The 22,887-nt window shown below is 40.0% G+C and carries 23 protein-coding genes and 1 other RNA gene; 10 read left to right on the forward strand and 14 right to left on the reverse strand.

Annotation, left to right across the window (positions count from 1 at the left end; translation table 11 throughout):
• Positions 1 to 80: 80 nt before the first annotated feature.
• Positions 81 to 1,373: a DNA polymerase IV gene (locus tag AC1TO8_RS03650; RefSeq protein ID WP_482054237.1), complete on the reverse strand. Its 1,293-nt coding sequence runs from the start codon at positions 1,371 to 1,373 to the stop codon at positions 81 to 83.
• Positions 1,374 to 1,553: 180 nt separating this feature from the next.
• Between AC1TO8_RS03650 and cimA the strand changes: the two genes are divergently transcribed.
• Positions 1,554 to 3,173, forward strand: a complete 1,620-nt coding sequence (gene cimA / locus AC1TO8_RS03655) for a citramalate synthase (protein WP_482054238.1) — start codon at positions 1,554 to 1,556, stop codon at positions 3,171 to 3,173.
• Positions 3,174 to 3,258: 85 nt separating this feature from the next.
• Here cimA and AC1TO8_RS03660 read toward each other — a convergent pair whose 3' ends face one another.
• The 4 genes from AC1TO8_RS03660 to AC1TO8_RS03675 form a co-directional block, all read right to left on the reverse strand.
• Positions 3,259 to 3,810: a TlpA family protein disulfide reductase gene (locus AC1TO8_RS03660; protein WP_482054239.1), complete on the reverse strand. Its 552-nt coding sequence runs from the start codon at positions 3,808 to 3,810 to the stop codon at positions 3,259 to 3,261.
• Between the two features lie 120 nt (positions 3,811 to 3,930).
• Complete coding sequence (locus tag AC1TO8_RS03665; RefSeq protein WP_482054500.1) at positions 3,931 to 4,629, reverse strand: exonuclease domain-containing protein; 699 nt, start codon at positions 4,627 to 4,629, stop codon at positions 3,931 to 3,933.
• The gene (locus AC1TO8_RS03670) at positions 4,626 to 5,705 is read right to left on the reverse strand and encodes a DUF294 nucleotidyltransferase-like domain-containing protein (RefSeq protein WP_482054240.1); all 1,080 of its coding nucleotides are present in this window, start codon (positions 5,703 to 5,705) and stop codon (positions 4,626 to 4,628) included. Before AC1TO8_RS03670 ends, AC1TO8_RS03665 begins: the two co-directional genes overlap by 4 nt.
• A gap of 52 nt (positions 5,706 to 5,757) precedes the next feature.
• The gene (locus AC1TO8_RS03675) at positions 5,758 to 7,167 is read right to left on the reverse strand and encodes an ammonium transporter (protein ID WP_482054241.1); all 1,410 of its coding nucleotides are present in this window, start codon (positions 7,165 to 7,167) and stop codon (positions 5,758 to 5,760) included.
• Positions 7,168 to 7,456: 289 nt separating this feature from the next.
• Here AC1TO8_RS03675 and AC1TO8_RS03680 point away from each other — a divergent pair, with 289 nt between their 5' ends.
• Entirely contained in the window at positions 7,457 to 7,885 is a 429-nt protein-coding gene (locus AC1TO8_RS03680) for a MerR family transcriptional regulator (RefSeq protein WP_482054242.1), read from the forward strand.
• Between the two features lie 51 nt (positions 7,886 to 7,936).
• On the forward strand, positions 7,937 to 8,617 hold the full coding sequence (locus tag AC1TO8_RS03685) for a zinc metallopeptidase (RefSeq protein WP_482054243.1): 681 nt from the start codon (positions 7,937 to 7,939) through the stop codon (positions 8,615 to 8,617).
• Between the two features lie 23 nt (positions 8,618 to 8,640).
• Here AC1TO8_RS03685 and gltC read toward each other — a convergent pair whose 3' ends face one another.
• Together gltC and AC1TO8_RS03695 are read right to left on the reverse strand one after the other, a co-directional pair.
• Entirely contained in the window at positions 8,641 to 9,558 is a 918-nt protein-coding gene (gltC, locus tag AC1TO8_RS03690) for a glutamate biosynthesis transcriptional regulator GltC (protein ID WP_482054244.1), read from the reverse strand.
• Between the two features lie 43 nt (positions 9,559 to 9,601).
• On the reverse strand, positions 9,602 to 10,207 hold the full coding sequence (locus tag AC1TO8_RS03695; protein ID WP_482054501.1) for a rhomboid family intramembrane serine protease: 606 nt from the start codon (positions 10,205 to 10,207) through the stop codon (positions 9,602 to 9,604).
• 118 nt (positions 10,208 to 10,325) lie between these two features.
• Between AC1TO8_RS03695 and tpx the strand changes: the two genes are divergently transcribed.
• Positions 10,326 to 10,844, forward strand: coding sequence for a thiol peroxidase (tpx, locus tag AC1TO8_RS03700; protein ID WP_482054245.1), 519 nt, complete (start codon positions 10,326 to 10,328; stop codon positions 10,842 to 10,844).
• A 111-nt stretch (positions 10,845 to 10,955) separates the two neighbouring features.
• Here tpx and AC1TO8_RS03705 read toward each other — a convergent pair whose 3' ends face one another.
• The 3 genes from AC1TO8_RS03705 to AC1TO8_RS03715 form a co-directional block, all read right to left on the reverse strand.
• On the reverse strand, positions 10,956 to 11,345 hold the full coding sequence (locus AC1TO8_RS03705; protein ID WP_482054246.1) for a DUF1499 domain-containing protein: 390 nt from the start codon (positions 11,343 to 11,345) through the stop codon (positions 10,956 to 10,958).
• Positions 11,346 to 11,507: 162 nt separating this feature from the next.
• A non-coding RNA gene (ssrS, locus tag AC1TO8_RS03710) (6S RNA) lies at positions 11,508 to 11,699 on the reverse strand.
• Positions 11,700 to 11,763: 64 nt separating this feature from the next.
• Positions 11,764 to 12,522, reverse strand: coding sequence for a YesL family protein (locus AC1TO8_RS03715; RefSeq protein ID WP_482054247.1), 759 nt, complete (start codon positions 12,520 to 12,522; stop codon positions 11,764 to 11,766).
• Between the two features lie 171 nt (positions 12,523 to 12,693).
• Between AC1TO8_RS03715 and AC1TO8_RS03720 the strand changes: the two genes are divergently transcribed.
• Positions 12,694 to 12,792: a YjcZ family sporulation protein gene (locus AC1TO8_RS03720; RefSeq protein ID WP_482054248.1), complete on the forward strand. Its 99-nt coding sequence runs from the start codon at positions 12,694 to 12,696 to the stop codon at positions 12,790 to 12,792.
• 94 nt (positions 12,793 to 12,886) lie between these two features.
• Here AC1TO8_RS03720 and cshA read toward each other — a convergent pair whose 3' ends face one another.
• On the reverse strand, positions 12,887 to 14,488 hold the full coding sequence (gene cshA / locus AC1TO8_RS03725; protein WP_482054249.1) for a degradosome RNA helicase CshA: 1,602 nt from the start codon (positions 14,486 to 14,488) through the stop codon (positions 12,887 to 12,889).
• Positions 14,489 to 14,833: 345 nt separating this feature from the next.
• Here cshA and AC1TO8_RS03730 point away from each other — a divergent pair, with 345 nt between their 5' ends.
• The 3 genes from AC1TO8_RS03730 (at position 14,834) to AC1TO8_RS03740 (ending at position 17,384) form a co-directional block, all read left to right on the forward strand.
• Positions 14,834 to 15,655 (forward strand): YitT family protein, encoded by an 822-nt coding sequence (locus tag AC1TO8_RS03730; protein WP_482054250.1) that lies wholly within the window; start codon positions 14,834 to 14,836, stop codon positions 15,653 to 15,655.
• A 178-nt stretch (positions 15,656 to 15,833) separates the two neighbouring features.
• Positions 15,834 to 16,028 carry a hypothetical protein gene (locus AC1TO8_RS03735; protein WP_482054251.1) on the forward strand — a complete coding sequence of 65 codons (195 nt, stop codon included), beginning with the start codon at positions 15,834 to 15,836 and terminating at the stop codon, positions 16,026 to 16,028.
• A gap of 171 nt (positions 16,029 to 16,199) precedes the next feature.
• A complete protein-coding gene (locus AC1TO8_RS03740) occupies positions 16,200 to 17,384 on the forward strand; it encodes a putative glycoside hydrolase (RefSeq protein ID WP_482054252.1) in 1,185 nt (394 codons plus the stop codon).
• A 74-nt stretch (positions 17,385 to 17,458) separates the two neighbouring features.
• Here AC1TO8_RS03740 and pfkA read toward each other — a convergent pair whose 3' ends face one another.
• Positions 17,459 to 18,430 (reverse strand): 6-phosphofructokinase, encoded by a 972-nt coding sequence (pfkA, locus tag AC1TO8_RS03745; protein WP_482054502.1) that lies wholly within the window; start codon positions 18,428 to 18,430, stop codon positions 17,459 to 17,461.
• Between the two features lie 18 nt (positions 18,431 to 18,448).
• Positions 18,449 to 19,480, reverse strand: coding sequence for a tetraprenyl-beta-curcumene synthase family protein (locus AC1TO8_RS03750; RefSeq protein WP_482054503.1), 1,032 nt, complete (start codon positions 19,478 to 19,480; stop codon positions 18,449 to 18,451).
• Between the two features lie 269 nt (positions 19,481 to 19,749).
• Here AC1TO8_RS03750 and AC1TO8_RS03755 point away from each other — a divergent pair, with 269 nt between their 5' ends.
• On the forward strand, positions 19,750 to 21,081 hold the full coding sequence (locus AC1TO8_RS03755) for an MATE family efflux transporter (RefSeq protein ID WP_482054253.1): 1,332 nt from the start codon (positions 19,750 to 19,752) through the stop codon (positions 21,079 to 21,081).
• A 391-nt stretch (positions 21,082 to 21,472) separates the two neighbouring features.
• Here the strand turns inward: AC1TO8_RS03755 and AC1TO8_RS03760 are convergent, their stop codons facing one another.
• A complete protein-coding gene (locus AC1TO8_RS03760; RefSeq protein WP_482054254.1) occupies positions 21,473 to 22,216 on the reverse strand; it encodes a YebC/PmpR family DNA-binding transcriptional regulator in 744 nt (247 codons plus the stop codon).
• Between the two features lie 433 nt (positions 22,217 to 22,649).
• Between AC1TO8_RS03760 and AC1TO8_RS03765 the strand changes: the two genes are divergently transcribed.
• A complete protein-coding gene (locus AC1TO8_RS03765; RefSeq protein ID WP_482054255.1) occupies positions 22,650 to 22,883 on the forward strand; it encodes a hypothetical protein in 234 nt (77 codons plus the stop codon).
• Positions 22,884 to 22,887: the final 4 nt, after the last annotated feature.

Here is a 22,887-nt window from a genome sequence, read left to right on the forward strand (position 1 = left end):
AGCGACATCATCCATAATATTAAACCATTAAAAATGAATTTTCAATTGATTTCGAACAATATTACCAATTGTTATCCTAGTTATGACAATTTATCATCGGATTTATCTCTGAAATCCATTTGCAATGAAGTTCCTCTAACTTTATGATTCCGAATTAACACCGATGGATCATCACCTAACATTCCTGCTGTCAGAACCGCATTCTCACCGAACTTGTTACGTAACAAGTCCATCGCCTTCGTTAAGGATTCCTTCTTAGGTTGCTGTTCATAATTAAAAAGATCCAATTGAATCGCTGAATCTTCTTTAGACACTAGATGTTGCAGCGTTACACCTAGTAATCGAACGGGCTTATCCCAATTCCAGTGTTCATGGTATAATTGGCAGGCCTGCTCATAAATATCATCCGTATGATCTGTCGAGACATTCATTGTGTGGGTACGTGTAATGGTCTTCATATCTGGTGTTCGAATCGTAATCTGCACTCCACCAGCAACCAATTGCTGTCGTCGAAGCCTACGAGCCACTTGATCGCTTAAGTTGAGCAGAACACGATGGATATCTTCTTTCGCACAGATATCCTCAGGGAGTGTCGTTGTATGGCCTATCGACTTGCTCTGTTCACGCCCTTCTAACACCGGTGAGTGATCAATCCCGTTCGAAGCCTGCTTCATCCATACGCCGAGCACACCGAAATTCTGTTTCAATAATTGCTCATCCGCTTCGGCTAACTGCCCAATCGTGTGAATATTAAGTTTACGCAATTTATCTGCGGTTCGATCACCAATACCAAATAATTCAACACATCGCTTATCCCAAAGAACCTTAGGAACATCTCGGATACGAAGTATCGTTAGACCGTTAGGTTTTTTCATATCTGAAGCCATTTTTGCTAGTAGTTTATTCGGCGCGATACCAATTGAGCATGGGAGCGATAGTTCTTTATACACTCTATTCTGAATTTCTGTAGCAATCTCATATGGGGTTCCAAATTGTTTGGATCCTGAAATATCTAAGTAACACTCATCGATCGATGTCGCTTCCATACAAGGTGTGTAATCATAAGCTATCTTCATAAAAGCGTTAGAATATTTACGATATGCATTGAAATCTGGCGATATAATAATCAGGTTAGGACACTTCTTCAGCGCTTGATTGACAAGCATTCCCGTTGTTATACCTAAACGTCTTGCAGCATATGAACAAGTGACAATAATTCCTTTGCGTAGTTCAACGCTTCCTGCTACAGCCGTTGGCTTATCCCGGTATTTATCGGGCTCTTCCGCTTCATGTACAGAGCAATAGAATGCATTCATATCGACATGAAGTATAACCCTGCCATTAGCTGGATAATATTCATCGATTGTTCTCATTATAATACCCCTTCTTCGTTCATTTATATGACGATAATGTCAGCATACCCTCCTCATACGAAGAGGTCAAGAAATAAGCTTGGCAAAGAAAATTGAATTCTTTGTTACATTCCAGCGTAGAAGTGCTATAATTATGAACTATAAAAACGTCATTACAGTGAGTATAAAAGGAGGGCTATAATGTCTGCATCCATTGCTATATTCGATACAACCTTACGAGACGGCACTCAAGGCGAAGGAGTCAGTTTATCGGCGGACGACAAATTGAAAATTGCCAAAAAACTAGATGATCTCGGTGTTCATTATATTGAAGGTGGCATTCCCGGCAGCAATAGCAAAGACATTGAATTTTTCAAAAGAGTTCAAGAGCTTAGGTTACGTGCAAAAATCACTGCATTTGGAAGTACAAGACGCAAAAACACGGAAGCATCTCAAGACCGAAATCTACAATCTATTCTTGAATCAGGTGCACAGGCTGCAACTTTAGTTGGGAAGTCATGGGACTTCCATGTCCATACTGCACTTCAAACAACATTAGAAGAGAATTTAGCCATGATCTACGATTCCATTTCATTCTTGAAACACAACGGACTTGAAGTGATCTTTGATGCTGAACATTTCTTCGATGGCTACAAAAATAACCCGGAATATGCACTTACAGTTCTCCAAAAAGCCAATGATGCTGGAGCTGATTGGTTAACGATGTGTGATACGAACGGTGGAACTCTTCCCCATGAGATTCACGATATCGTCAAAGCTGTTGCTACATATTTACCTGATGCAAACCTAGGTATTCATACTCATAATGACTGCGAACTTGCTGTTGCTAACACATTGAGCGCTATACAAGCTGGAGCAAGACAAATCCAAGGAACAATAAATGGTTATGGCGAACGTTGTGGAAATGCAAATCTATGCTCGATCATCCCTACGCTTCAGCTTAAAATGGGATATGACTGCATTGAAGCCGAATCGTTAAAACAACTATCCAACACCGCTCGTTATGTAAGCGAAATCGCAAATGTACACTTACCCGTTAACCAGCCTTATGTTGGCAGTGCTTCATTTGCTCATAAAGGGGGCATCCATGTCTCTGCAATTCTGAGAGATTCACGCACCTATGAGCATATCTCACCGGAACTTGTTGGTAATAAACAACGAATCCTCGTGTCTGAGTTAGCCGGTCAGAGCAATATTCTGTCTAAAGCAAAGGACATGGGCGTAGAATTTGACCCCACCCTTGAACAATCACGTATAGTAATTGATAAAATTAAGGACTTAGAGCATCAAGGTTATCAATTTGAAGCAGCGGACGCTTCCTTGGAGCTCTTATTGCGTGAAGCAAATGGACAAATATCTGAGCTCTTCATCTTTGAATCCTTCAAAATGCTTGTTGAAAAAATTGCAGGTAAACCTGTCGTTTCTGAAGCATTTGTTAAATTAAAGATTGACGGTCAAAGCGTATACACGGCAGCCGAAGGAAATGGACCCGTCAATGCTCTCGATAACGCCTTACGGAAAGCACTTGTTCAATCTTTTCCAGAACTCAAAGAAATGCATCTATCTGACTACAAGGTACGTGTCCTAGATGAGAAAGATGCAACAGCAGCTAGAGTACGTGTTCTGATTGAATCGAAGAATATGGATAGTACATGGAATACGGTCGGTGTATCTGGCAATGTGATTGAAGCCAGTTGGGAAGCCTTAGTCGACAGTATGCGATATGCACTCTTGGGTCAGATTGGGCAAGTTGAGAAACTTCCGGATAATGCAGGCCAACATGGTCTTGTCAATCATTAATGGTTAGAGTATCACGTGAAACTTATACTTCCTTATATTTCAACAAAACCTCGGCATCCACAATGGACACCGAGGTTTTGTACTATCAAGATTTAATTAACTGTTGTACTTTCTTTTCCAATTCCTTTGCCGAAATAGTCCCGAGAATAACTTCCTGAATCACACCGTGTTTGTCGATCATCACATTTGTTGGAAAGGCCGCTCCCCCATATTGATCAAATATCGTTGCCTCAAGATCAAGTAGCACAGGAAAATTCAAATCATATTTCTTAACGAATGTCTCAGCATTCTTTTTATTATCAAACTTGGTTACATTTACACCATAGATTATAAGATCATTGGAATAGTCATTTGCTATTCTTACTAAATCAGGTGCCTCCTGCTTACAAGGATCACACCACGAAGCCCAAAAGTTCACCATGATCGCTTTGTCCTGTTTACCACCCACACTATACATATCCCCATCCAAACCAGTCGCAGAGAATGGAGGTGCGAGTAAACCGACCTTAGGGCCAGACTCCGTCGGGAATGGTTTGCCCATCTGAAATACAGCTTGCACCCCAGGGTCTGCATTCTGATACACAGCTATTGCTAACAAAATAATTGTGACAATCAATACAGTTATGTTACGCTTCATGAGGGTTGACTTCCTTTTCTTAAAGTTATTACGTATTATTCTACCCTCTTTCTGAAATAACTTACAGCGTTCTCCTCATGAATATTTGCTAAGCGCTAGTTATTGTATTAATCCCTCTCATTATGAACGACTTAAATAGGCATATAGATCACTAAGTGTATCTACCCTACGCTTGGAGATATCGATGAGATATGACTGCCACAACTTAGCAGTCATCAACGCATCCTCTAAAGCATGATGTCTTCCTATAATAGGAATATTACGCTCTATTAATAATTCATCAAGTCCGTACCCATCTCGCCGTGGTTCAAGCCAGCGCGCAATCATCATCGTGTCAATGATACGATGTCTTAAATGAGTCTTTGAAGTCTTCCATAAAGCTGCATTTAGAAATGCCTTATCATGAGCACTAGCATGGGCAATTAGCACTCTTCCCCCTACAAAAGACATAAACTCATGCAGACCATTCATAAGTGATGGTGCACCATCTACCATCCCCTGTGTGATCCCCGTCAATTCAGTAATATGCCGTGGAATCTGCTTATGGCAATCCACCAATGAATAGAACCTTTCCTCCTCAATGATATCAGCACCCACCATTCTTACAGCACCGAAAGACAAAATTCCATCCCCCTGTTGGGAGGAAAAACCCGTAGTCTCCAGATCAAACACAACCGTCTCAAGCTTTGATAAAGGAATCATTAACGCATCTGGACGACGCCGTTCTTTCAATAATGAACGGATAAAGGCCATATATTGAGCCGTTGGCGCCCCTATGCTGTCAGCTTTTGTAGATGGAATTCCCTCATGCCCCTTCATCGTTTCTTCCAATCTGCATATCGCAACATACGCTGTAGTACTCTATGTGTTCTTTTCACTGTTCCCAAGCTTTCACGAAGGTCATGCATGATTGGTTTTCTCTTCAGATCTTGTTCCGGAATATAATTACTACCTATAAATAACCCATCAACTATGGTATAAGAAGTACTTGCCCTCAATTGAATAGCTATTTCAAAGGCTTTATGACAATTTTCAATGGCGATATCCCCGGCACCTAGAGACATCAATTTATCTAACCTGCTCTGTGTCATCGTATCTTGTACACTGAATTGTATTGCCATAAATCTCACGAAATTCACTAACGGAATATAGAGACCATATTTAACATCGAATTCACCTGCATGTTCACCAAATCGCTCAGTTATGACTCTCCCCACTAGATTTAATGTTGCCTTATGTTTAACCGTATTGCGTAATATGGAAAATGGTAGTTCAGGGGAATCTTCGAACACTTGATATAGTGCTTTTTTAAATTGCTCAGTTAAGATATTGTCGCCAGCTATATGACGTACATCAGCTGCTATGATCAAATAACGAACTGGCTCCCAACTCATATCTCTTCCCCACTCCACTAATGTCGCTTTCCACTCCTGCAGCGGCCTTCTCCACATGGGTTCTGAGCACATCACTTTCCCTAGACATTTCTCATATCCCAAATAAGCCAGCCTGTCACACACGATATTGGAAAACTTCTCGAAATATTTATTGTTGCCCTCACTAAAGTCATCACTGATAATCATTCCATTATCTTGATCACTCCACAGGGTAGATTCTAGACGCCCAGCACTTCCGAATACAACGAACGAATAAACTACAGGTGGTAGACCATAACCGTCTACCACCATTTCTTCTTCACAATTTCTCAATACTTTAGCTACAAATAAATCATGCATTTGATTGACAAGAGACATCCATTCTGAGATTGGCAATACATGCTTCAACTGCTGAAGCTCTGTCTGATATTCACTACGTCTATCTTTTAATTCCTCCCAAGATGTTGAGATTGCAATTCCCTTCAAGTCTATAATCTGCTCTAGTGAATTTAATGATGTCAAATCACCCGCCCCTCTCCTTACAAGCATTCTGGCTAGCAGATCATAATCATTGTTAATTTATATCCGGTGTTGACGTATTCACAGGTTTTGCTTCTGCATTTACTAGTAATTTCATTTGTTCAGGATAACCATAGGTACCGTGTTCACTAATATCCAACCCCATCATTTCTTCTTCTTCCGTAACACGAAGCCCCATAATCTTTTTCATGGCACCAAGAATAATGAATGAGACCGCAAATACGAATGCGAAGGTACCAAGGACACCTAATGCTTGAACCCCTAATTGCTGAAGACCTCCGCCATAGAACAATCCTGCTCCCCCTACTCCCGTAGCCTCAGCCAATTCTGCAGTAGCGAAGAATCCAGTAGATAGAGCACCCCATACTCCGGCAATACCATGAACAGATACAGCATAGATCGGATCATCTAATCCAGCGCGTTCTAACCATTGTCCAGCTAAGAATGCGACCGTCCCTGCAATAGCACCGATGACAATTGCTGCCCATGGTTCAACAAAAGCACAAGAGCCTGTTATAGCTACCAACGCGGCAAGCAGGCCATTCAACATACTCGGAATATCACCCTTACCAAAAATCATCCAGGAGATAGCAAGCGCGGCCAAAGCTCCAGCAGCTGCTGCAATATTCGTTGTAAGCGATACGTATCCAAAGAAATCTCCTAATCCCGTCAATCCGCTGCCTGGATTAAATCCGAACCAACCAATCCAGAGAATAATAACACCCAGTACCGTGTATACTTGGTTATGTCCCGGAATAGAATTCGGCTTACCATCTTTATTGTATTTACCTAGTCGCGGTTTTAATAAATATGTCGCTACAAGCGCTGCCGTAGCACCTGTCAGATGGACTACAGTAGACCCAGCATAATCTTGCATACCTAACTCAGCAAGCCATCCTCCACCCCAAACCCAGTGCGCGACGACTGGATAAATAACGACCATGAACAATATTCCAAATATAATATAGACACTTAATTTAGCACGTTCTGCCATTCCGCCAGAAGCAATCGCCAATGAAATAGCAGCGAACGATAATTGGAATAAAAACTTCACCGTTAAAGATACATCTGAACCTGCTAAGGAATTGAATGAACTTGCCATACCTTCTCCACCTAGGAAGAAGCCCGTTTGACCAATGATTCCATTACCATTACCAAATCCTAGACCAAATCCAACTGCCCAGAAGGAAATCACTGAAATACCCAAAGTCAAAATTGTTTTACCTGCAACATGACCAGCATTCTTCATACGAACAGATCCTGCTTCCAACAACACAAAGCCTGCTTGCATGAAGAATACTAGTATAACTGCTAAGAAGACGAAGACTGTGTTAAGCCCTGCTTGTAATTCCAAATTGCTTGCCCCGCCATCTGCAAATGCACGTATTGGAAAAGCTAACAATGCTACCATACCCAAAAAGACACCAATCCATCTTCTTCTCATAAAAACCATCCCCTCATCGTGTCAGGTTATATAACATAAATTATTATCCTGTATTGCGATTATAAGCACCAACAGTAATAACTGACAATTCTTTTTTATTTATCAATAGAATAGATAATTCTTATGTTATAAAATGTAACACTTTGAATATAATATTTATCTATAGTTTTCACTTCACATATAAAACATTTTATCGTCTAGAAAGTCTAACGTTTGACTGTATGGTTGTTCATCAGGTATCATATTTTAAATAAGTACTTAAATGAGGTGATTTCACATCGGAGATATCATGTTATACCGAATTGGAGAATTAGCAAGATTAGCTGGCATCAGCGAACGAACCATCGATTACTATACCAAACTAGGGTTGATTACTCCCGAAAGCCGAACTCAGAAAAATTACCGTCTATACAGTAATGAAACCTCTGAACGTCTGGTACGTATTATTCAGTTAAAGAAAGAGAAGTATACTTTAGAGGAAATTAAAACTAGATTAGACAAATGGAATATGATTATCGAGGAAACGCAAGTTTCAGACAAGCTGACCCATCTAGAACTGCATATGTTTCAGTTAGAGAAGGAACTAAGGGAACTTAGCCCACTAATTGAACAGATGAAGCCTGTGCAAGCTAGACGTACACTTACACAATTGCTACCACAAGGAGCAGCTTGTATAGAGGCACTGAAGATTCTACTTGATCATGGACCGTTACTATAAGTTCGAGCTTTACTCAATTTAAAGTACCACTATTATATAGGAGGTTAATAAATGAATTCTAATTCCATGTTTATACTAATTATTATCGCATTCTTATTCTCACTGTGGGCACAATCCCGTGTTAAGGGAACTTTCAATAAATGGGCTACGGTACCCGTCCATAACGGATTGACTGGTTATGAAGCCGCTAGGCGTATGTTGGATGCTAATGGTCTCCAGGATATTCCTATTGAGCCTATCAAAGGTTCTCTAACCGATCATTACGATCCCATTCATAAGGTAGTTCGTTTGTCGGAAACCGTGTATTACGAAAATTCAATCTCAGCTGTATCTGTAGCCTGTCATGAGATTGGCCATGCTATACAACACAAGGAAAGCTATCCTATGTTAGTAATACGCCATCGAATGTTCCCGGTTGTTAATTTCGCTTCACGGATAGCACCTTTCCTACTCATTGCAGGATTTATATTCGCTGCTACCAACCTAATCGGTCTTGGAGTCATTTTCTTCTCTGCAGCTGTAGCATTCCAACTTGTGACATTGCCGGTTGAATTCAATGCTAGTAGCCGCGCTCGTACGATCATGATTGAACAAGGATTCATTTCCAACGATGAAGAACGTGGTGTAGCTAAAGTACTAAATGCTGCCGCGCTTACTTATGTAGCTGCTGCCTTGATCTCAATTCTCGAATTAATTCGTTATATCATGATCTTTACAAGCAATCGTGACTAATCAAGTCAAAGAAAACCCCGATTTTATACAATCGGGGTTTTCTTATTCTCATCCATAAATTCGAAGTATTTAAGTAAGAAATTACGAAATGCCTGTGCAACTAAAGGTAGCTTATCATCAGATCTATGAATTAATCCGATCGTACGCGTTATTCTCGGTTCAATTACCCTAACACGAGCAGGTTGAAGTGGATTACTTTGAAAAAAGGCCATCTCAGGCAACAGACTAACTCCCATCCCCGCCCCAACCAATCCACGAATTGTATCCGTTTCTTCTCCCTCAAAGGCGATTTCCGGTGAGAATCCGGCATCAAGACATGCCTGCCATACAATTGGACGCAGAGAATATCCTTTGCTAAACAAAATGAATTTATCTTCCTTTAGTTGATCCAAAGTTATCGATTCCTGCTCTGCCAATATATGGCTTTGGGGAAGTATAGCATACAGTTCCTCAGTCAAAAGAACATCACCTTCGACCTGTTCATGCCCCTCTGGAAATGGAGATATAAATGCCAAATCAACTTCGGCAGATATGACATCTTTAATTAGCGATGGATACATTCCTTGCTTGAAACGGAATCTCACATTGGGATAACGCTTTCTAAACTCTGCAACGACAGACGGAATCAAGTGAATGCCGAGACTATGGGGAAAACCTATTCTGATCTCCCCACGTTCTGGATCTAGAAATTCATGAACCTCAGCCACAGCTTTGTCCAGATCCTTCATAAGCGTCTCTACTCGCTTACAGAACAAATGACCTACAGGTGTCAATTGTAAATTTCTACCCTTTTGCATAAATAAATCTACGCCTAGTTCCTGTTCCAATTGATGAATCTGCCTACTTACAGCAGACTGAGCTACATGAAGTTCTTCAGCCGCTTTCGTCACATGCTCTTTCTGTGCAACTTTCATGAAATAGTGCAACTGTCTCAGTTCCACGTGAGTGATCGCTCCAATCTAGAATGTATATTCTTGATCATATTTATCGTCGCTTCTTAACTAGCCTAATCATGAGTCCATATACGAAGAACCCGCCAATCAAACCACCGAAATGAGCCATCCAGTTAATTCTAACAACCATGACTGAGAATATAATCCCAAACATAAGCATAGCATACAACGTCTTCCGAGAGGACTCATCTATTATTTTGCGTTGAAGCAACGCGATGTATAGTAAAGCGCCATATACACCATAGATCGCACCTGAAGCACCCACAGATATAATATTGGCACCTATTTGAGTATAATATAGAGTCGATAGAACATTCCCTACAATGCCGCTTAAAACGTACAGCAGTGCGTATCTCCACCAACCCATAAGTCGTTCTAGTGGCGGTGCGAATACTAATAACGCGAAACAATTAAACAGCAAATGGTCAAATCCATTGTGAAGAAACATCGCGGCGATATATCTCCAGCCTTCAGCACCATTTACAAGTCCACCGAATCGATATAATGTCACTATATCAGTTGAGCCGCCGTTTAGAGATAATACCAAAAACATGATGACGTTAGCTAGCAATAACAGTGTCGTCACAGGATAAAATTTAATATAACTTTTCCAATCTTCATATCGGATAAATATCATAGTAACTTTCCTTTCTTGATACTTAAATAAGTCCAACATTGGTAATACATTCTCAAGTAGATTATAATAATCTTGGCAGTCTTTCACTTAAATCAAATAATCAAGGAGGAATCTCACAATGCCACAAGAACGTACAGGTATAGCTACTCTTAAAGGTAACCCCATTACATTGGTTGGTCCAGAATTAAAAGCAGGTGATTCCGCTCCCGACTTCACAGTAAGTAAAAACTTGCTTGAAGAAGTATCCCTGAAGGATTATGCTGGTAAAATAAAATTAATCAGCGTCGTTCCCTCACTTGACACGGGAGTTTGTGACGCACAGACTCGTCGTTTCAATGTAGCTGCAGATCAACTAGGAGACGATGTCGTTATTCTTACGATCAGTATGGACCTTCCATTCGCTCAAGAGCGTTGGTGTGGTGCAGCAGGTGTTGAGCGTGTCGTGACATTGTCTGACCATAAATCATCTTCTTTCGGTGAAGCTTATGGAGTATTGATTAAAGAATTACGTCTTGATATGCGCTCAATTTTCGTTATAGATAAAAATGATAAACTTGCTTATGTTGAATATCTTAAAGAAATGACTGAACATCCGAATTACGAAGATGCTATAGCTGCAGTCAAAGAACTACTGTAATCCATGCTAAAAAGCGAGAGGAAGAGAACATCTTTCTCTCGCTTTTTTTATATAACATATAATAAATACTTGTCCATTATGATTCTATATTTCTTATAAGTTGAATCTTTATTATGAAATTTTATATTTAGCTAATTTCTTATCTAAAATGCCAAACAAATGGAGAATGTAACGATAATTAGCTCCCAAATCTCCTAATGAACCTCTTGAAGCTGAGTAGATGTCGACAGCGCTACGAACTGGGGTAACTGATAATATAGATACTGTAATATCCACTGTACGTCCCATAGCGCTCCTCTTCTCTAGAATGATCTCTCCAACCGAGGGCACTTCATGCAAAACCTTATAACCTGGAATTTTTTTTAGCGTGGAAGTCACTTCCTCCCATGCCTTGTCCTTCGATAAATTATAATAACGCGTTTTCATTTTAGGATCTTTCGCTCGGTCACTCGTTCCCTCTTGACTCCGTATGACCCCCATCAAAACTCTCTTTAACGACAAGACCGTTCCCCCTTTATATTATCCATCATTACATACTTATTAGTTTAACATTGAACTGTTCAGAACAAAAGAGGTGTTGCCATTCTAGAATAAAAAAAGCATTCCAATGTCATTAAACTGTCGACATTGGAATGCAGGTAACATATAACTTATTAGATAAAAAGGAATCCCGCTTATGCCGTTCGGTCAAATAGCCCTCTGAACCTGCAGTAGCAGGTGGGTGATTTCAGAATTGTTTATGAAGTCCCCATGTCATATAGACAGGGCGTTCCAGCCACACTTCTTATCAATCTCCCTAGACAATCATCATTGGTTCAAAATAACGATCAACCGTGGCGAACATCGCAGGATGTATTTTCATTATAATCCTAATCTCTATAAAAGTAAACTCAAATGAAGTCGTTTTCAAACTCCACCCTTATTCCATGGATTTTTCTTTTTTCTGCTCCGCTTTCTCCTCATCTAACAATCTCAAGCGCTCTGCTTGCTCCTGCATCTTAAGGAATGATCCGTAAAAGTTAAAAAATGACCATAACGCAATTAATGTAATGACAAAAAAGAAAATCAATACTGGGTAGAGTGATGCTATATATAATAGTAGTCCACATCCCAGTACAGTTGAGATCATCCGAAAAGGTCTAATAATGGTTAATAGGATTGCATTCTTGATAATCATAAAGACACCCAAGTGATAATGAACAACCATCGAGAAGAAGTTAAACATAGAAACAAATAAAATAAGAAGCAGTAACAACATGACTCCGCCTACAAGTTGCAAATTATCCATGGTCATATATACTTTATAGTCGACCCACATCACAACAAATAATAATGTGTAGAATATTCCACCAATCATGCTTTGCTTGTAATTTCCCTTGTATCCTGTAAAAAATGTTCGGAATACAGGCACTTCCGAATCTCCCATAACCCACTTACGTACAACAGCATATAATGCCGAAATTGCAGGAAATAGTACGAACGGAGCTAGAATACCCAGTACCCAATTTAATAATAACTGATCATCTGCCGTCGCTTCCGTTGTAATTAACAAGAATTTGAGTATTAACACCAATACAAATGGTGATGAACAGATAAGCCACAGTATGTTAGTATACGCAATCCGTGTAATCCATTCCGTTAATTTATAAATTCCTCCCATTGTGCCCTTGAATTCCAAAAGTTCTCCCCCTCTGTAATTATGCTTGTATATAATAATATAACGCATTTCCTATCGACAAAGCCAGTGCCTAATTTTCTTAAGGCTGGGTAGATGTCTAAACAAGCTTCAACCTACTACATAGAATATAAAGTAAACCAAGTAATTCACAAATTAAAGGAGGTTTTCACAATGTCTGCCCCTATAGGATTTGGCGGTTTCACTTCAACAGGTGCCATTCTCGTATTGTTCATATTGTTGGTTATCATCACACGTGCGTTCATTCTCTAGTTTCAAATGAAACTTATACTTTATTATACTTCAAAAAGGCGGAGTGCATATGCACTCCGCCTTTACGTTATAACACACAAGTCTAATTAACTAATTATTCGAAAGAGCTGTCAGGACGTTTCGCCGGACGAGTGCTACTGCTGCTACTTGGACGAGGTTTATTCGTACGTGCAGAAGAATCACGAGAAGCTCCACCATCTTTGTTATAGCTACTCTTACCTGCATAACCACCACGACTACCGCCACCACTACTGTCACGATCACGACGATAGTTGCTTCCGCCAGTGCTTGAACCAGAAGAACTGCCGTTACGTGAACCATAACTGCTTGATGGTTTACGACCACTGCGAATGTCTGGTTTGCGACGTTTTGCACGCATTGGATCTTCTGGTGTCAAATGGATATCCGAATCCTTTTTATCACCTGTAAGAAGTTTCATAGCTGCTGTTAGCAATTGAACCGAATCATATTGCTCCAACAATTGAATCGCGATGCCTTTATACTCGTTCAATTCACCCTTCTCCAACGTCTCAAGCAATCTTTCTGCTGTAACCCGTTGTTTACCTTCAATAGCTTCAGCCATTGTAGGAAGTGGTTTGCGAGCAATACGGTGGCGTGTAACACGCTCGATAAAGTGGAAATGATCCATTTCACGTGGAGTTACGAACGACAACGCCGTTCCTTCTTTACCTGCACGACCAGTACGACCAATACGGTGTACATAGCTCTCAGGATCTTGAGGTAGATCGAAGTTAATAACATGCGTTACACCAGAAACATCGAGTCCACGAGCCGCAACGTCAGTTGCAACTAATACATCAATACTACCGTCACGGAATTTACGCATAACTGCATCACGTTGATTCTGAGACAAGTCTCCGTGCAATCCGTCTGCTGAATATCCACGCTTTTGCAAGGCTTCAGATAATTCATCTACACGACGCTTTGTACGTCCGAATACGATAGCAAGATCAGGTGATTCCATATCAATAAGGCGACTAAGTGCTTCGAATTTTTGACGTTCTGGAACCTCAATATAGGCTTGTTCAATAAGTGGACCTTGATCTACTTGTTTAGAGATAACGGAAATATGTTCCGGATTACGCAAGAACTGTTGCGCAAGCTTCTGAATGTTAGCTGGCATTGTTGCGGAGAAAAGCATCGTTTGACGTTCCTCAGGGACTAGCTTAAGAATGGATTGAATATCTTCCATGAAACCCATATCCAGCATTTCATCAGCTTCATCAAGTACAACGGTTTGGACATCATTCAAACGAATCGTTTTGCGATTAATATGATCCAATAGACGACCAGGTGTACCAATAATAATCTGAGGTTTGTTCTTTAGGGAACGAATTTGGCGGCTAATATCTTGGCCACCGTAAATTGCCAACGAACGAACTCCTGCAAAGCGGGCAAGTTTACCAATTTCTTCTGATACTTGAATAGCCAACTCACGTGTTGGAGCCATAATCAGTGCCATAATTCTGTCTTCATTTTTGCTGATTTTTGAAATCAACGGTATACCAAATGCTGCTGTTTTACCTGTACCTGTTTGTGCTTGACCAATTAAATCTCTTCCTGCTAAAGCAGGGGGAATAGCTTGTGCTTGAATGGGTGTAGCTTCTTCAAACCCAAGCTCCGTGATTGCTTGGAGAATTCTCGGATCCAAGTCAAATTCTGCAAATGTTTTCAAATATATTCATACTCCTTCTATAGAGTGGACATTCCACTTCATCATAAGTGGACATTCCACATTCTTGTCTGTATTCTTAAGTAGCGGCATACAGTTATAGGGTAGCCATACATGCCATAAAATATTGCATGAACAAAATGTTCATGCTTTAAGTCGGGATATTTAACCATTCTAATGACTAATGGGTTATTATTTCGCCGAAGAAAAATCGAAAATAATACTATTGTACAACCCTACTCAAGAACATCCAACATATTATATCACATAACGAATTGCGATTACTACTACAGTTATCAAGTTTATATAAATATTTGTCTCAACACAACTATCAAAGGTGGGTTTATTTTGTTCGAAAAATGTTGGAATTCGTTTGTTGTCATTCTTGGCGCCGCTATCATAGCATGCGGTTTTAATTTATTTCTTATTCCGCATCAACTTCTCAGTGGTGGTGTATCTGGTTTATCTTTACTTATTAGTTATTTCAGTAATTTCAGTGTCAGTACTATGTATTTGCTCATTAATATTCCCATTCTAATCCTTGGCTGGTTTAAGCTAGGGAAGAAATTTATAAGTTTAAGCATTCTTTCCGTAGTTGCAACCACATGGTTCATCGCACTGATCCCAGTAAAATTAATTGCAACGGATATACTCCTAGCTAGCGTTTTCGGTGGTGTATTAGTCGGAATCGGCGCTGGAATATCATTCCGTATTGGTGGATCCTCTGGAGGATTTGACATCATTGGATCATTAATTACACGTTATCGTGATTTCCCAGTGGGTACTATCCTTGTTGGAATGAACGCTGTGGTCATTCTAGCCGCAGGATACTTCAATGACAATTGGAATATCGCCTTAGCTTCTATGGCTTCAATCTACATAACCGGAAAAGTTCTGGATTTGATTCATATCAGCCATATTAAGGTAACCGTATATATCATTACTAACCAAACCGAAGAACTTCTTTCAAAATTGCTTGAAATCCCACGGGGTGTCACCAAAATAAAAACAGAAGGCGCTTATTCTCATGAACCGCGAGATATGCTAATGACAGTCACTACTCGCTATGAGCTAGCAGAACTTAAGAGCATCATTAAAAAGACTGATCCACAAGCATTTGTTAATATTGTTGAAACCGTCGGCGTGATGGGTTCATTCCGTAGAAGATAATTCATGAGGATAGCCGTGTTATATTATCCATATATATGATATATTAAAGGTGCACAGTTCCCATTTCTTTACCATAAGATTTAGCCTCATTCTTAATGCTTAGGCACTAAAGACTTTTCCGATTCGCTACTCTAGAAATTTTGGTGGTAAAGAATTCGTAGGAGGAAGGGTGATCTTTATGGAAATGGAATCGGTAAAACTTTCCCAAATTGTATTGCGTTGGTATCCAGATATGATGCCTTTCCTGAAGCAAAGTGAACTGAATTCACTCATTATGCTCAGAGATGGTCTCAGTATTCTTGAACCGCATGATGCCATGGAGATTATCCAATTCAGCATTTGCGAGCATCAAAACTTAAGCCATCTTCATTAACAAAGCGCTAAACAGATTACTATGCCGCCATCCCCTCCTTGCTGGTGGGGATGGCGGTATTTTCCATATGTACTGACACATTATCTTAAAATGTGACAAAGCTGTCCTTTCAATTCTCTATTGATTCTATATAATTACAAAGAGACAGTACCTTATAAGGGAGAGAGAAAAATGAACATCATCTGGGCATTATTGCTATTCGTATTAGGTAGTACAACAGGAACTCCGTCAGACGATCACAATTCTATAAGCACCCTGCAATCATCCATTCATTCAGCTATCACTGCTTCCCAACAAAAAGACTCTGAAACTACATTGGGTCATATTTCGTTTGATCCGTCGATCAAAGTTGATCCACAGTTAGACGCTCCCATTGTTAAAGGGATTTACGTAACCGCACATAGTGCTGGTGGATCACGCATGACCGAGCTTCTAAATCTCCTTGATTCAACAGAACTCAATGCGATGGTTATAGATATCAAGGATGATGCTGGATACATAACGTATAAATCAGACAATCCAATCCTTCAAAAGGATGGTAATCTTAAACCATACATTGGTGATATTAACCTACTCATGGAGCGTCTACAAAAGCATGATGTCTATCCCATTGCTCGGATTGTCGTATTTAAAGATACATTCCTTGCTATGAAGCAGCCAGATCTATCTTTCGTCAATAAAGATGGAACACTATGGAAGAATGGAAATGGCGACGGGTTTGTAAATCCCTACAGCAAGGAAGTTTGGGATTACAACATCGAACTTGCCAAAGAAGCAGCCAAGTTAGGTTTCAAAGAAATACAATTCGACTATGTTCGTTTCCCTGAAGGTTTTGATAAGCGAGCTGATATTTTGAAATATGTCAAAGGTGATTCCTCTCGTGTAGATATCGTTTCTGACTTCGTACAATACGCACGTCAAGAGCTAGCGCCACTTGGAATTCGTATATCGGTTGATATTTTTGGGTATGCCGCTTCAGTCCCCGCAGCCGAAGGTATTGGTCAAGATATGGTGAAAATTTCTGAGAATGTAGATGTTATAGCCCCTATGGTATACCCAAGTCATTACTCTACAGGATGGTACGGAGCGACCAATCCAGATAAAGAACCATACAACGTAATCAAAGGCTCTATGGTTGATACTCATAAAAAATTGGAAACACTAGGAGATCATAAACCAATCATACGCCCTTGGATTCAAGATTTCACCGCTAGTTGGCTTGGAAGCGGACATTACACTAAATATGGGAAGAAGGAAGTAGAAGAACAAATTCGAGCGCTGAAAGATATGGATGTTCATGAGTATCTGCTCTGGAATGCTAATAATCGATACAGCAAAGATGTCATCTACAAATAAATATGAAATAGGGGGTGTCTCAAGCCATTGTCCATGGCTTTGGAGACACCCCCTATCTTTATACGATTTATTCATTATTGAGACAGACGTGCTGCCAGTTCATACAATTCCATATTGAAATCTTTCTTACTGTTAACGACCTTGTCAATATCGGTCAGCACTAACTCATTTTTAATGATTCCGCAAGCTTTATCTGATTCACCCTTAATGAGCATCCGCACTGCGAAATCACCCAATCGACTAGCAAGATTTCTGTCTGCTGGCGTCGGAGTACCCCCACGTTGAATATGGCCTAATACAGTTACCCGCGGCTCCAAAGAAGGACAACGTTCAACCAATTGCCTAGCTACGTCTTCTCCACTTCCTGCACCTTCAGCAACGATAACGATACTATGGCGTTTACCATGAGCGAAATTCTGCTCCATACGGTCTGCTATTTCATTCATATCGTAAGGCACTTCAGGTACTATAATAGTCTCTGCGCCTGACGCTAACCCGGCATATAATGCGATATCACCACAGTGTCTACCCATAACTTCTACAATCGATGAACGCTCATGAGACGACATAGTGTCTCTTAGTTTGTTAATCGCATCCACAACAATACTTACGGAAGTATCAAAGCCTATTGTGAAATCCGTAAAAGAAACATCGTTATCAATCGTACCCGGCAGCGCCATCGTATTAATTCCCAACTTACTTAGCTTATTAGCTCCATGGTAAGAACCATCGCCACCGATGACTACTAGACCGTCAATTCCGTGCTTTCGCAAAATTTCCGCACCTTTTTGTTGACCTTCTAGCGTCGTAAACTCTTTACATCGCGCAGACTGAAGAACGGTTCCCCCACGCTGAATAATATCTCCCACACTCCGTAGATCCATAGAGAATATATCATCATTAAGAAGTCCTTGAAATCCTCTTTGAATACCATATACCTCCAAGCCATAATACAATCCACTCCGAACTACAGAACGAACCGCTGCATTCATGCCTTGAGAATCTCCACCACTTGTTAATACTGCTATTTTTTTGACTGACATGATCTCTCTCCCCCTAATTTATCATTTGTACAAATATTTACGAATCCATCGGCTATTGATGAAGAAGAAAATCCGGGTAAGTGGGCTCCCCTTCATCAAATGCTTTGAAGCAGTAACGACTTCCTGTTGCTCACTAACTTTCGGATCGGATAAATAGATTGCCAACAAACCCTCAATGATCATTCGATGAAATGAAGTTGACGGGATTGTCATAACGTCTTTTCTTGCAGACTCCACAATCATAGTAATTCTTTGCAACATCGTTTCGGAATCATGATAATAGTTGCAAAAATTAAGATCCCCACCCAAGCGATCTTCTTCCTGATCAATCAAATAATCCAACAAAATATGCAGACAACATAGATGTGGGAAATAAGATTTATAAATAGAAGCCGCTTCATCACTAGATAACCCTTCATACGATGCAGCAAGAAATAGCGTATATACCGCTAAGGTAGACCCTGTAGCGGCAGCAAATTCTTGCCACTCCAAATGAGGTGCTCTATACCTCTCCGATAACCACCAATTCAGAAGTGCCTCTTCTCTAAGTAGCGGATCAATATGCTTATATACCTGCAAATCCGTATACAGACTAACCAAATCCTTTATGTACGGCTGCGCAGCATTATAACCTGGAAGCATTCGAATACACTCCTGACAGGTCTCAACTAATCTAGATAGATAACCTCCATCATTCACTTCCTGATGCAAAGCATAATAATCGCATTGTTCTGCTTGAGGATCAACCGCATCCAGCATGGATTGATGCAACAATCTGAAGTCCTCTGGATCCATGGACGTACTTCGATCACACAAATTATCAAGATAATCACTAATCGTTTGATAAGAGACGATGAGACGAATTAATACATTCCTATCCGGCAGATCAATAGCTGCATAAACAGCACCGCCTTGACAATGAAATTGTTTCGTATCGATGCTGGCAAGTGCCTGCATCCGTAACTCTGGATCCGGGATTGCGAAAGCTATCTTGCGCCAAGCGCTTAATTCTCTGCGCACTTCCGGCAAAATATGTTTATATACCCGGCTCATAAGACTTAATGGATTACGAGGAACTTGATTTAGGTGTTGCACATTATCATTCACTGACGGGTGCCTCCACAATGATTGTCTACTTATATTCCTGACCAAATTATTATTATTATAATATGTACCCACCATTTGTACAAATAAACTAAGTCACTTTCTTTAATTCTTCTACAAACGAATCGAAATATATCGAAAACCAACCCTTTCACACCCGTATCCCATTTCCTATGATATACTAACAACCATTACTTAAAATAAGGAGTCTTCAATCCATGTCTATAGATGAATCACTCTCTTGGAGACGATTATTCTCTTTCTTTTTACCCCTTGGCGTAGCCGCATCACTAGTGACCATTTCACACGTCATTATCAATGGGACACTGGCTCAAGCCGCGAATCCTGAAACAGTCATTGCTAGTTATGCCATCGCATTAAGCTTTTTAACCATTACGGAGCGTCCATCCTCATTATTGAGGCAGACATGCTCAGCACTAGTCAAAGATAGAATATCATTTAAAGCACTGACCTATGTAACCAAAGTCTTTTTAGCATTTGTTATGCTTGTAGGCTTTCTAATCGTATATACACCTGTTGGTCATGGCATATTCAAATATTTATTTGGAGTAGATTCTAGCCTATTGTCTTCTGTCATCGATGTCTACCAGATCCTCATGTTTGTTAGCATCTTTTCTGTTATTCGCAATATATATCAAGGTGTCATTATTAGTCATAACCGCACGAAATGGTTAACAATTGGGATGATCTTCCGTCTCGCTGTTATGTATGCACTTTCCCTATATTTCGTTATCTCTGACAATATTACAAACGGACGTGTTGGTGCCATTATATTCTTATCAGGGATGATCATAGAAGCAGCTGTAAGTTATTGGGAAGGGAATAACATCGTACGTAACATGCCGCTCAAGCAAATAGATCACGAAGTTGAATCGAAGGCTGATGTCTTCTCGTTCTATAAACCTTTATTGCTATCTTCCTTCATTGCTATGTTTATTGGTCCGATGATTAATATCATGCTTGGAAAAACGACAGGTATACTCTTGTCCATATCTGCCTTTGCCGTTGCTAGTAGCCTGATGCAATTAATACTGAGTTTCTTCACTTATATTCATCAAATTGTGTTGAACTTTTACAATATTAATGCTCCTTTAGTCAAAAAGTTTGCGCTCAGCATCGGGTTTATCCCTTTCGTGCTACTTGTAAGTATCGCTTACACACCACTTGGCCCATGGGTGCTAGAACATATGATGAACGTTAATGGAAAATTGTTAGATGAAAGTCTACTTACGTTACGTGCTTTCGCACTATATACACTGGTTATGCCCTGGCTTGACTATGGAAATGGCTTAATCCTTCTTCGCGGTCAGACAAAAGTCATGTTCCGTTCTCAGACTGCAAATGCCGTTTGTACTATCCTTTTCTTGATTATTCTAATAATATTTACGCCAGGATGGAACGGAATGGTTGGTGCGCTCTCCCAGTCCTTTGGACTTCTAGCTGAATTAGTCATTGTTTGGATCGTTATTCGCCGTACAGACAAAGAACCTGCGCTTAAACCAATACAGCAGACTCAGAAGGGGCATTAACGATATGCGATGACATGGTGACAGAAAGTTTGCAATTGTGCATCTTTCTTCTGTTGAAGTGAATGGAGTAATTGCAGTGTATGCACTTATTTCTCGCAAGCCCCACCATTCTGCTAATTTAAATGTTGTTTAGGCTCTTATTCGCCGGCGGTAGATTTTCTAACCTTTCTAACGGAAGCCACAGACCTTATTTCACGAAAAAACACCAACATGAAATTCTAACGGAAATACTGACCTCTATATGCGCATTAACAGCTCAAATCCGAAGAAGAAGGCCTAATAAGGTCACTCACTTCCGTTAGAATCTTATACTTTCTATTATGTGAAAAAAACACTACATCCTCGTTGACCACGGGGTGCAGTGTTTTTATAGTTTAAATACTTTTATTTGTTATCCGATACGTTCCATTTCATCTTCGCTAATCTCGAAGTTCGTATAGACATCTTGAACATCGTCATTATCTTCAAAGGTATCCATCATTCGTAGTAGTTTCTCTGCATTCTCACCTTCAACATCAATCGTATTCTGGGGAATCCATCTTACTTCAGAACTACTAAAGTCAAGGCCTTCTTCTTCCAATAGCCTCTTAATTGCTTCGAATTCATGTGGATGAGTTAACACCTCAAAACTGTCATCATTCGTTATGACATCTTCAGCACCAGCTTCAATAGCTTGAAGCATCAATGTATCCTCATCCAATTCTCCATGTTTCTCCCGATCAATAACAAGTAGCCCTTTTTGATCAAACATATAAGAAACACAACCAGACTCGCCCATGTTTCCTCCAAGCTTATTAAAGATGGATCTTACATCCGCTGCCGTACGATTGCGATTATCTGTCAGACATTTCACCATAATAGCTATGCCACCAGGGCCGTAACCTTCATAGTAAATTTCGTCGTATTCTACATTATCACTATTACCTGAGGCTTTCTTAATCGCACGTTCAATATTATCAACTGGCATATTAATCTGCCGTGCATTCGCGATAGCCGTCTTTAAACCGAAATTGGCATCCGGATTAGGTCCACCTTTACGAGCTTGTACATAAATTTCACGACCAAGCTTTACAAATTTATTGTTTTTAGCCTGATCTGCTTTCCCTTTACGATCTTTAAATAACTTAAACTTCATAACGGAGCGCTCCCTATAAGTGTGTGTTCAAAAAGTCAGATTTTCAGCACCGAGAAGATTGAATGAAGATAGGGAGTGAGGAGCGGAGCGTAGGCAGTACCTACGTGAGCACCAGAAGGACCGGCTGAATTTAATATTCGATGTCGAATACGCCCTCTGCTATACTTCGTGATCAAAAGATGACTTTTTGAACAACCTCTATAAAATTGATTATTTCATAGCTACTAGTGTATCATTCTAACGCTAATTCGGTCAAAGGCATGAATGTGTTCATTTGACATATATTCAAATATAAAAACAGATCTAAACACCATTAGAAACTATCAATTTTATTATTTTTGTTCAATAAGCATCTTTTTCTCCGTTTTTATTTGCTTTTATAAGTGCGTCTGCGTTATCATTTTATCAAAAGAGCAAACGGAGAAATGTGAATATGATAAAAAAACATGAAATATACAAAAAAGATAATTGGAATATGATGACCATCGAAGTTCAAGGTAAATATCTCGTACTTCGTGAAATCTCCGATCAATGGGGAGAGGAAACTCAAACTTTTCTAAGTCGGCCTGCCTTGATGAATTGGGCAAATAATCGTTTTCCCAAAGAAGAGTATGTCGGTAATGAAGACGAATGGCGCACAATTATTGCGGCCTTCAAAGGAGTTTAATTTA

The organism is Paenibacillus sp. Y859 (assembly GCF_056786405.1).

Bases quoted from the DNA above. Each gene is read 5' to 3' on its own strand.
- AC1TO8_RS03720 (WP_482054248.1), top strand. From the start codon at position 12,694: ATGTCTGCCCCTATAGGATTTGGCGGTTTCACTTCAACAGGTGCCATT.
- AC1TO8_RS03660 (WP_482054239.1), bottom strand. From the start codon at position 3,810: ATGAAGCGTAACATAACTGTATTGATTGTCACAATTATTTTGTTAGCA.
- AC1TO8_RS03755 (WP_482054253.1), top strand. From the start codon at position 19,750: ATGTCTATAGATGAATCACTCTCTTGGAGACGATTATTCTCTTTCTTT.
- tpx (WP_482054245.1), top strand. From the start codon at position 10,326: ATGCCACAAGAACGTACAGGTATAGCTACTCTTAAAGGTAACCCCATT.
- AC1TO8_RS03675 (WP_482054241.1), bottom strand. From the start codon at position 7,167: ATGAGAAGAAGATGGATTGGTGTCTTTTTGGGTATGGTAGCATTGTTA.
- AC1TO8_RS03735 (WP_482054251.1), top strand. From the start codon at position 15,834: ATGGAAATGGAATCGGTAAAACTTTCCCAAATTGTATTGCGTTGGTAT.
- AC1TO8_RS03740 (WP_482054252.1), top strand. From the start codon at position 16,200: ATGAACATCATCTGGGCATTATTGCTATTCGTATTAGGTAGTACAACA.
- AC1TO8_RS03765 (WP_482054255.1), top strand. From the start codon at position 22,650: ATGATAAAAAAACATGAAATATACAAAAAAGATAATTGGAATATGATG.
- AC1TO8_RS03650 (WP_482054237.1), bottom strand. From the start codon at position 1,373: ATGAGAACAATCGATGAATATTATCCAGCTAATGGCAGGGTTATACTT.
- AC1TO8_RS03750 (WP_482054503.1), bottom strand. From the start codon at position 19,480: ATGAGCCGGGTATATAAACATATTTTGCCGGAAGTGCGCAGAGAATTA.
- cimA (WP_482054238.1), top strand. From the start codon at position 1,554: ATGTCTGCATCCATTGCTATATTCGATACAACCTTACGAGACGGCACT.
- AC1TO8_RS03685 (WP_482054243.1), top strand. From the start codon at position 7,937: ATGAATTCTAATTCCATGTTTATACTAATTATTATCGCATTCTTATTC.
- AC1TO8_RS03760 (WP_482054254.1), bottom strand. From the start codon at position 22,216: ATGAAGTTTAAGTTATTTAAAGATCGTAAAGGGAAAGCAGATCAGGCT.
- AC1TO8_RS03680 (WP_482054242.1), top strand. From the start codon at position 7,457: ATGTTATACCGAATTGGAGAATTAGCAAGATTAGCTGGCATCAGCGAA.
- AC1TO8_RS03665 (WP_482054500.1), bottom strand. From the start codon at position 4,629: ATGAAGGGGCATGAGGGAATTCCATCTACAAAAGCTGACAGCATAGGG.
- AC1TO8_RS03695 (WP_482054501.1), bottom strand. From the start codon at position 10,207: ATGATATTTATCCGATATGAAGATTGGAAAAGTTATATTAAATTTTAT.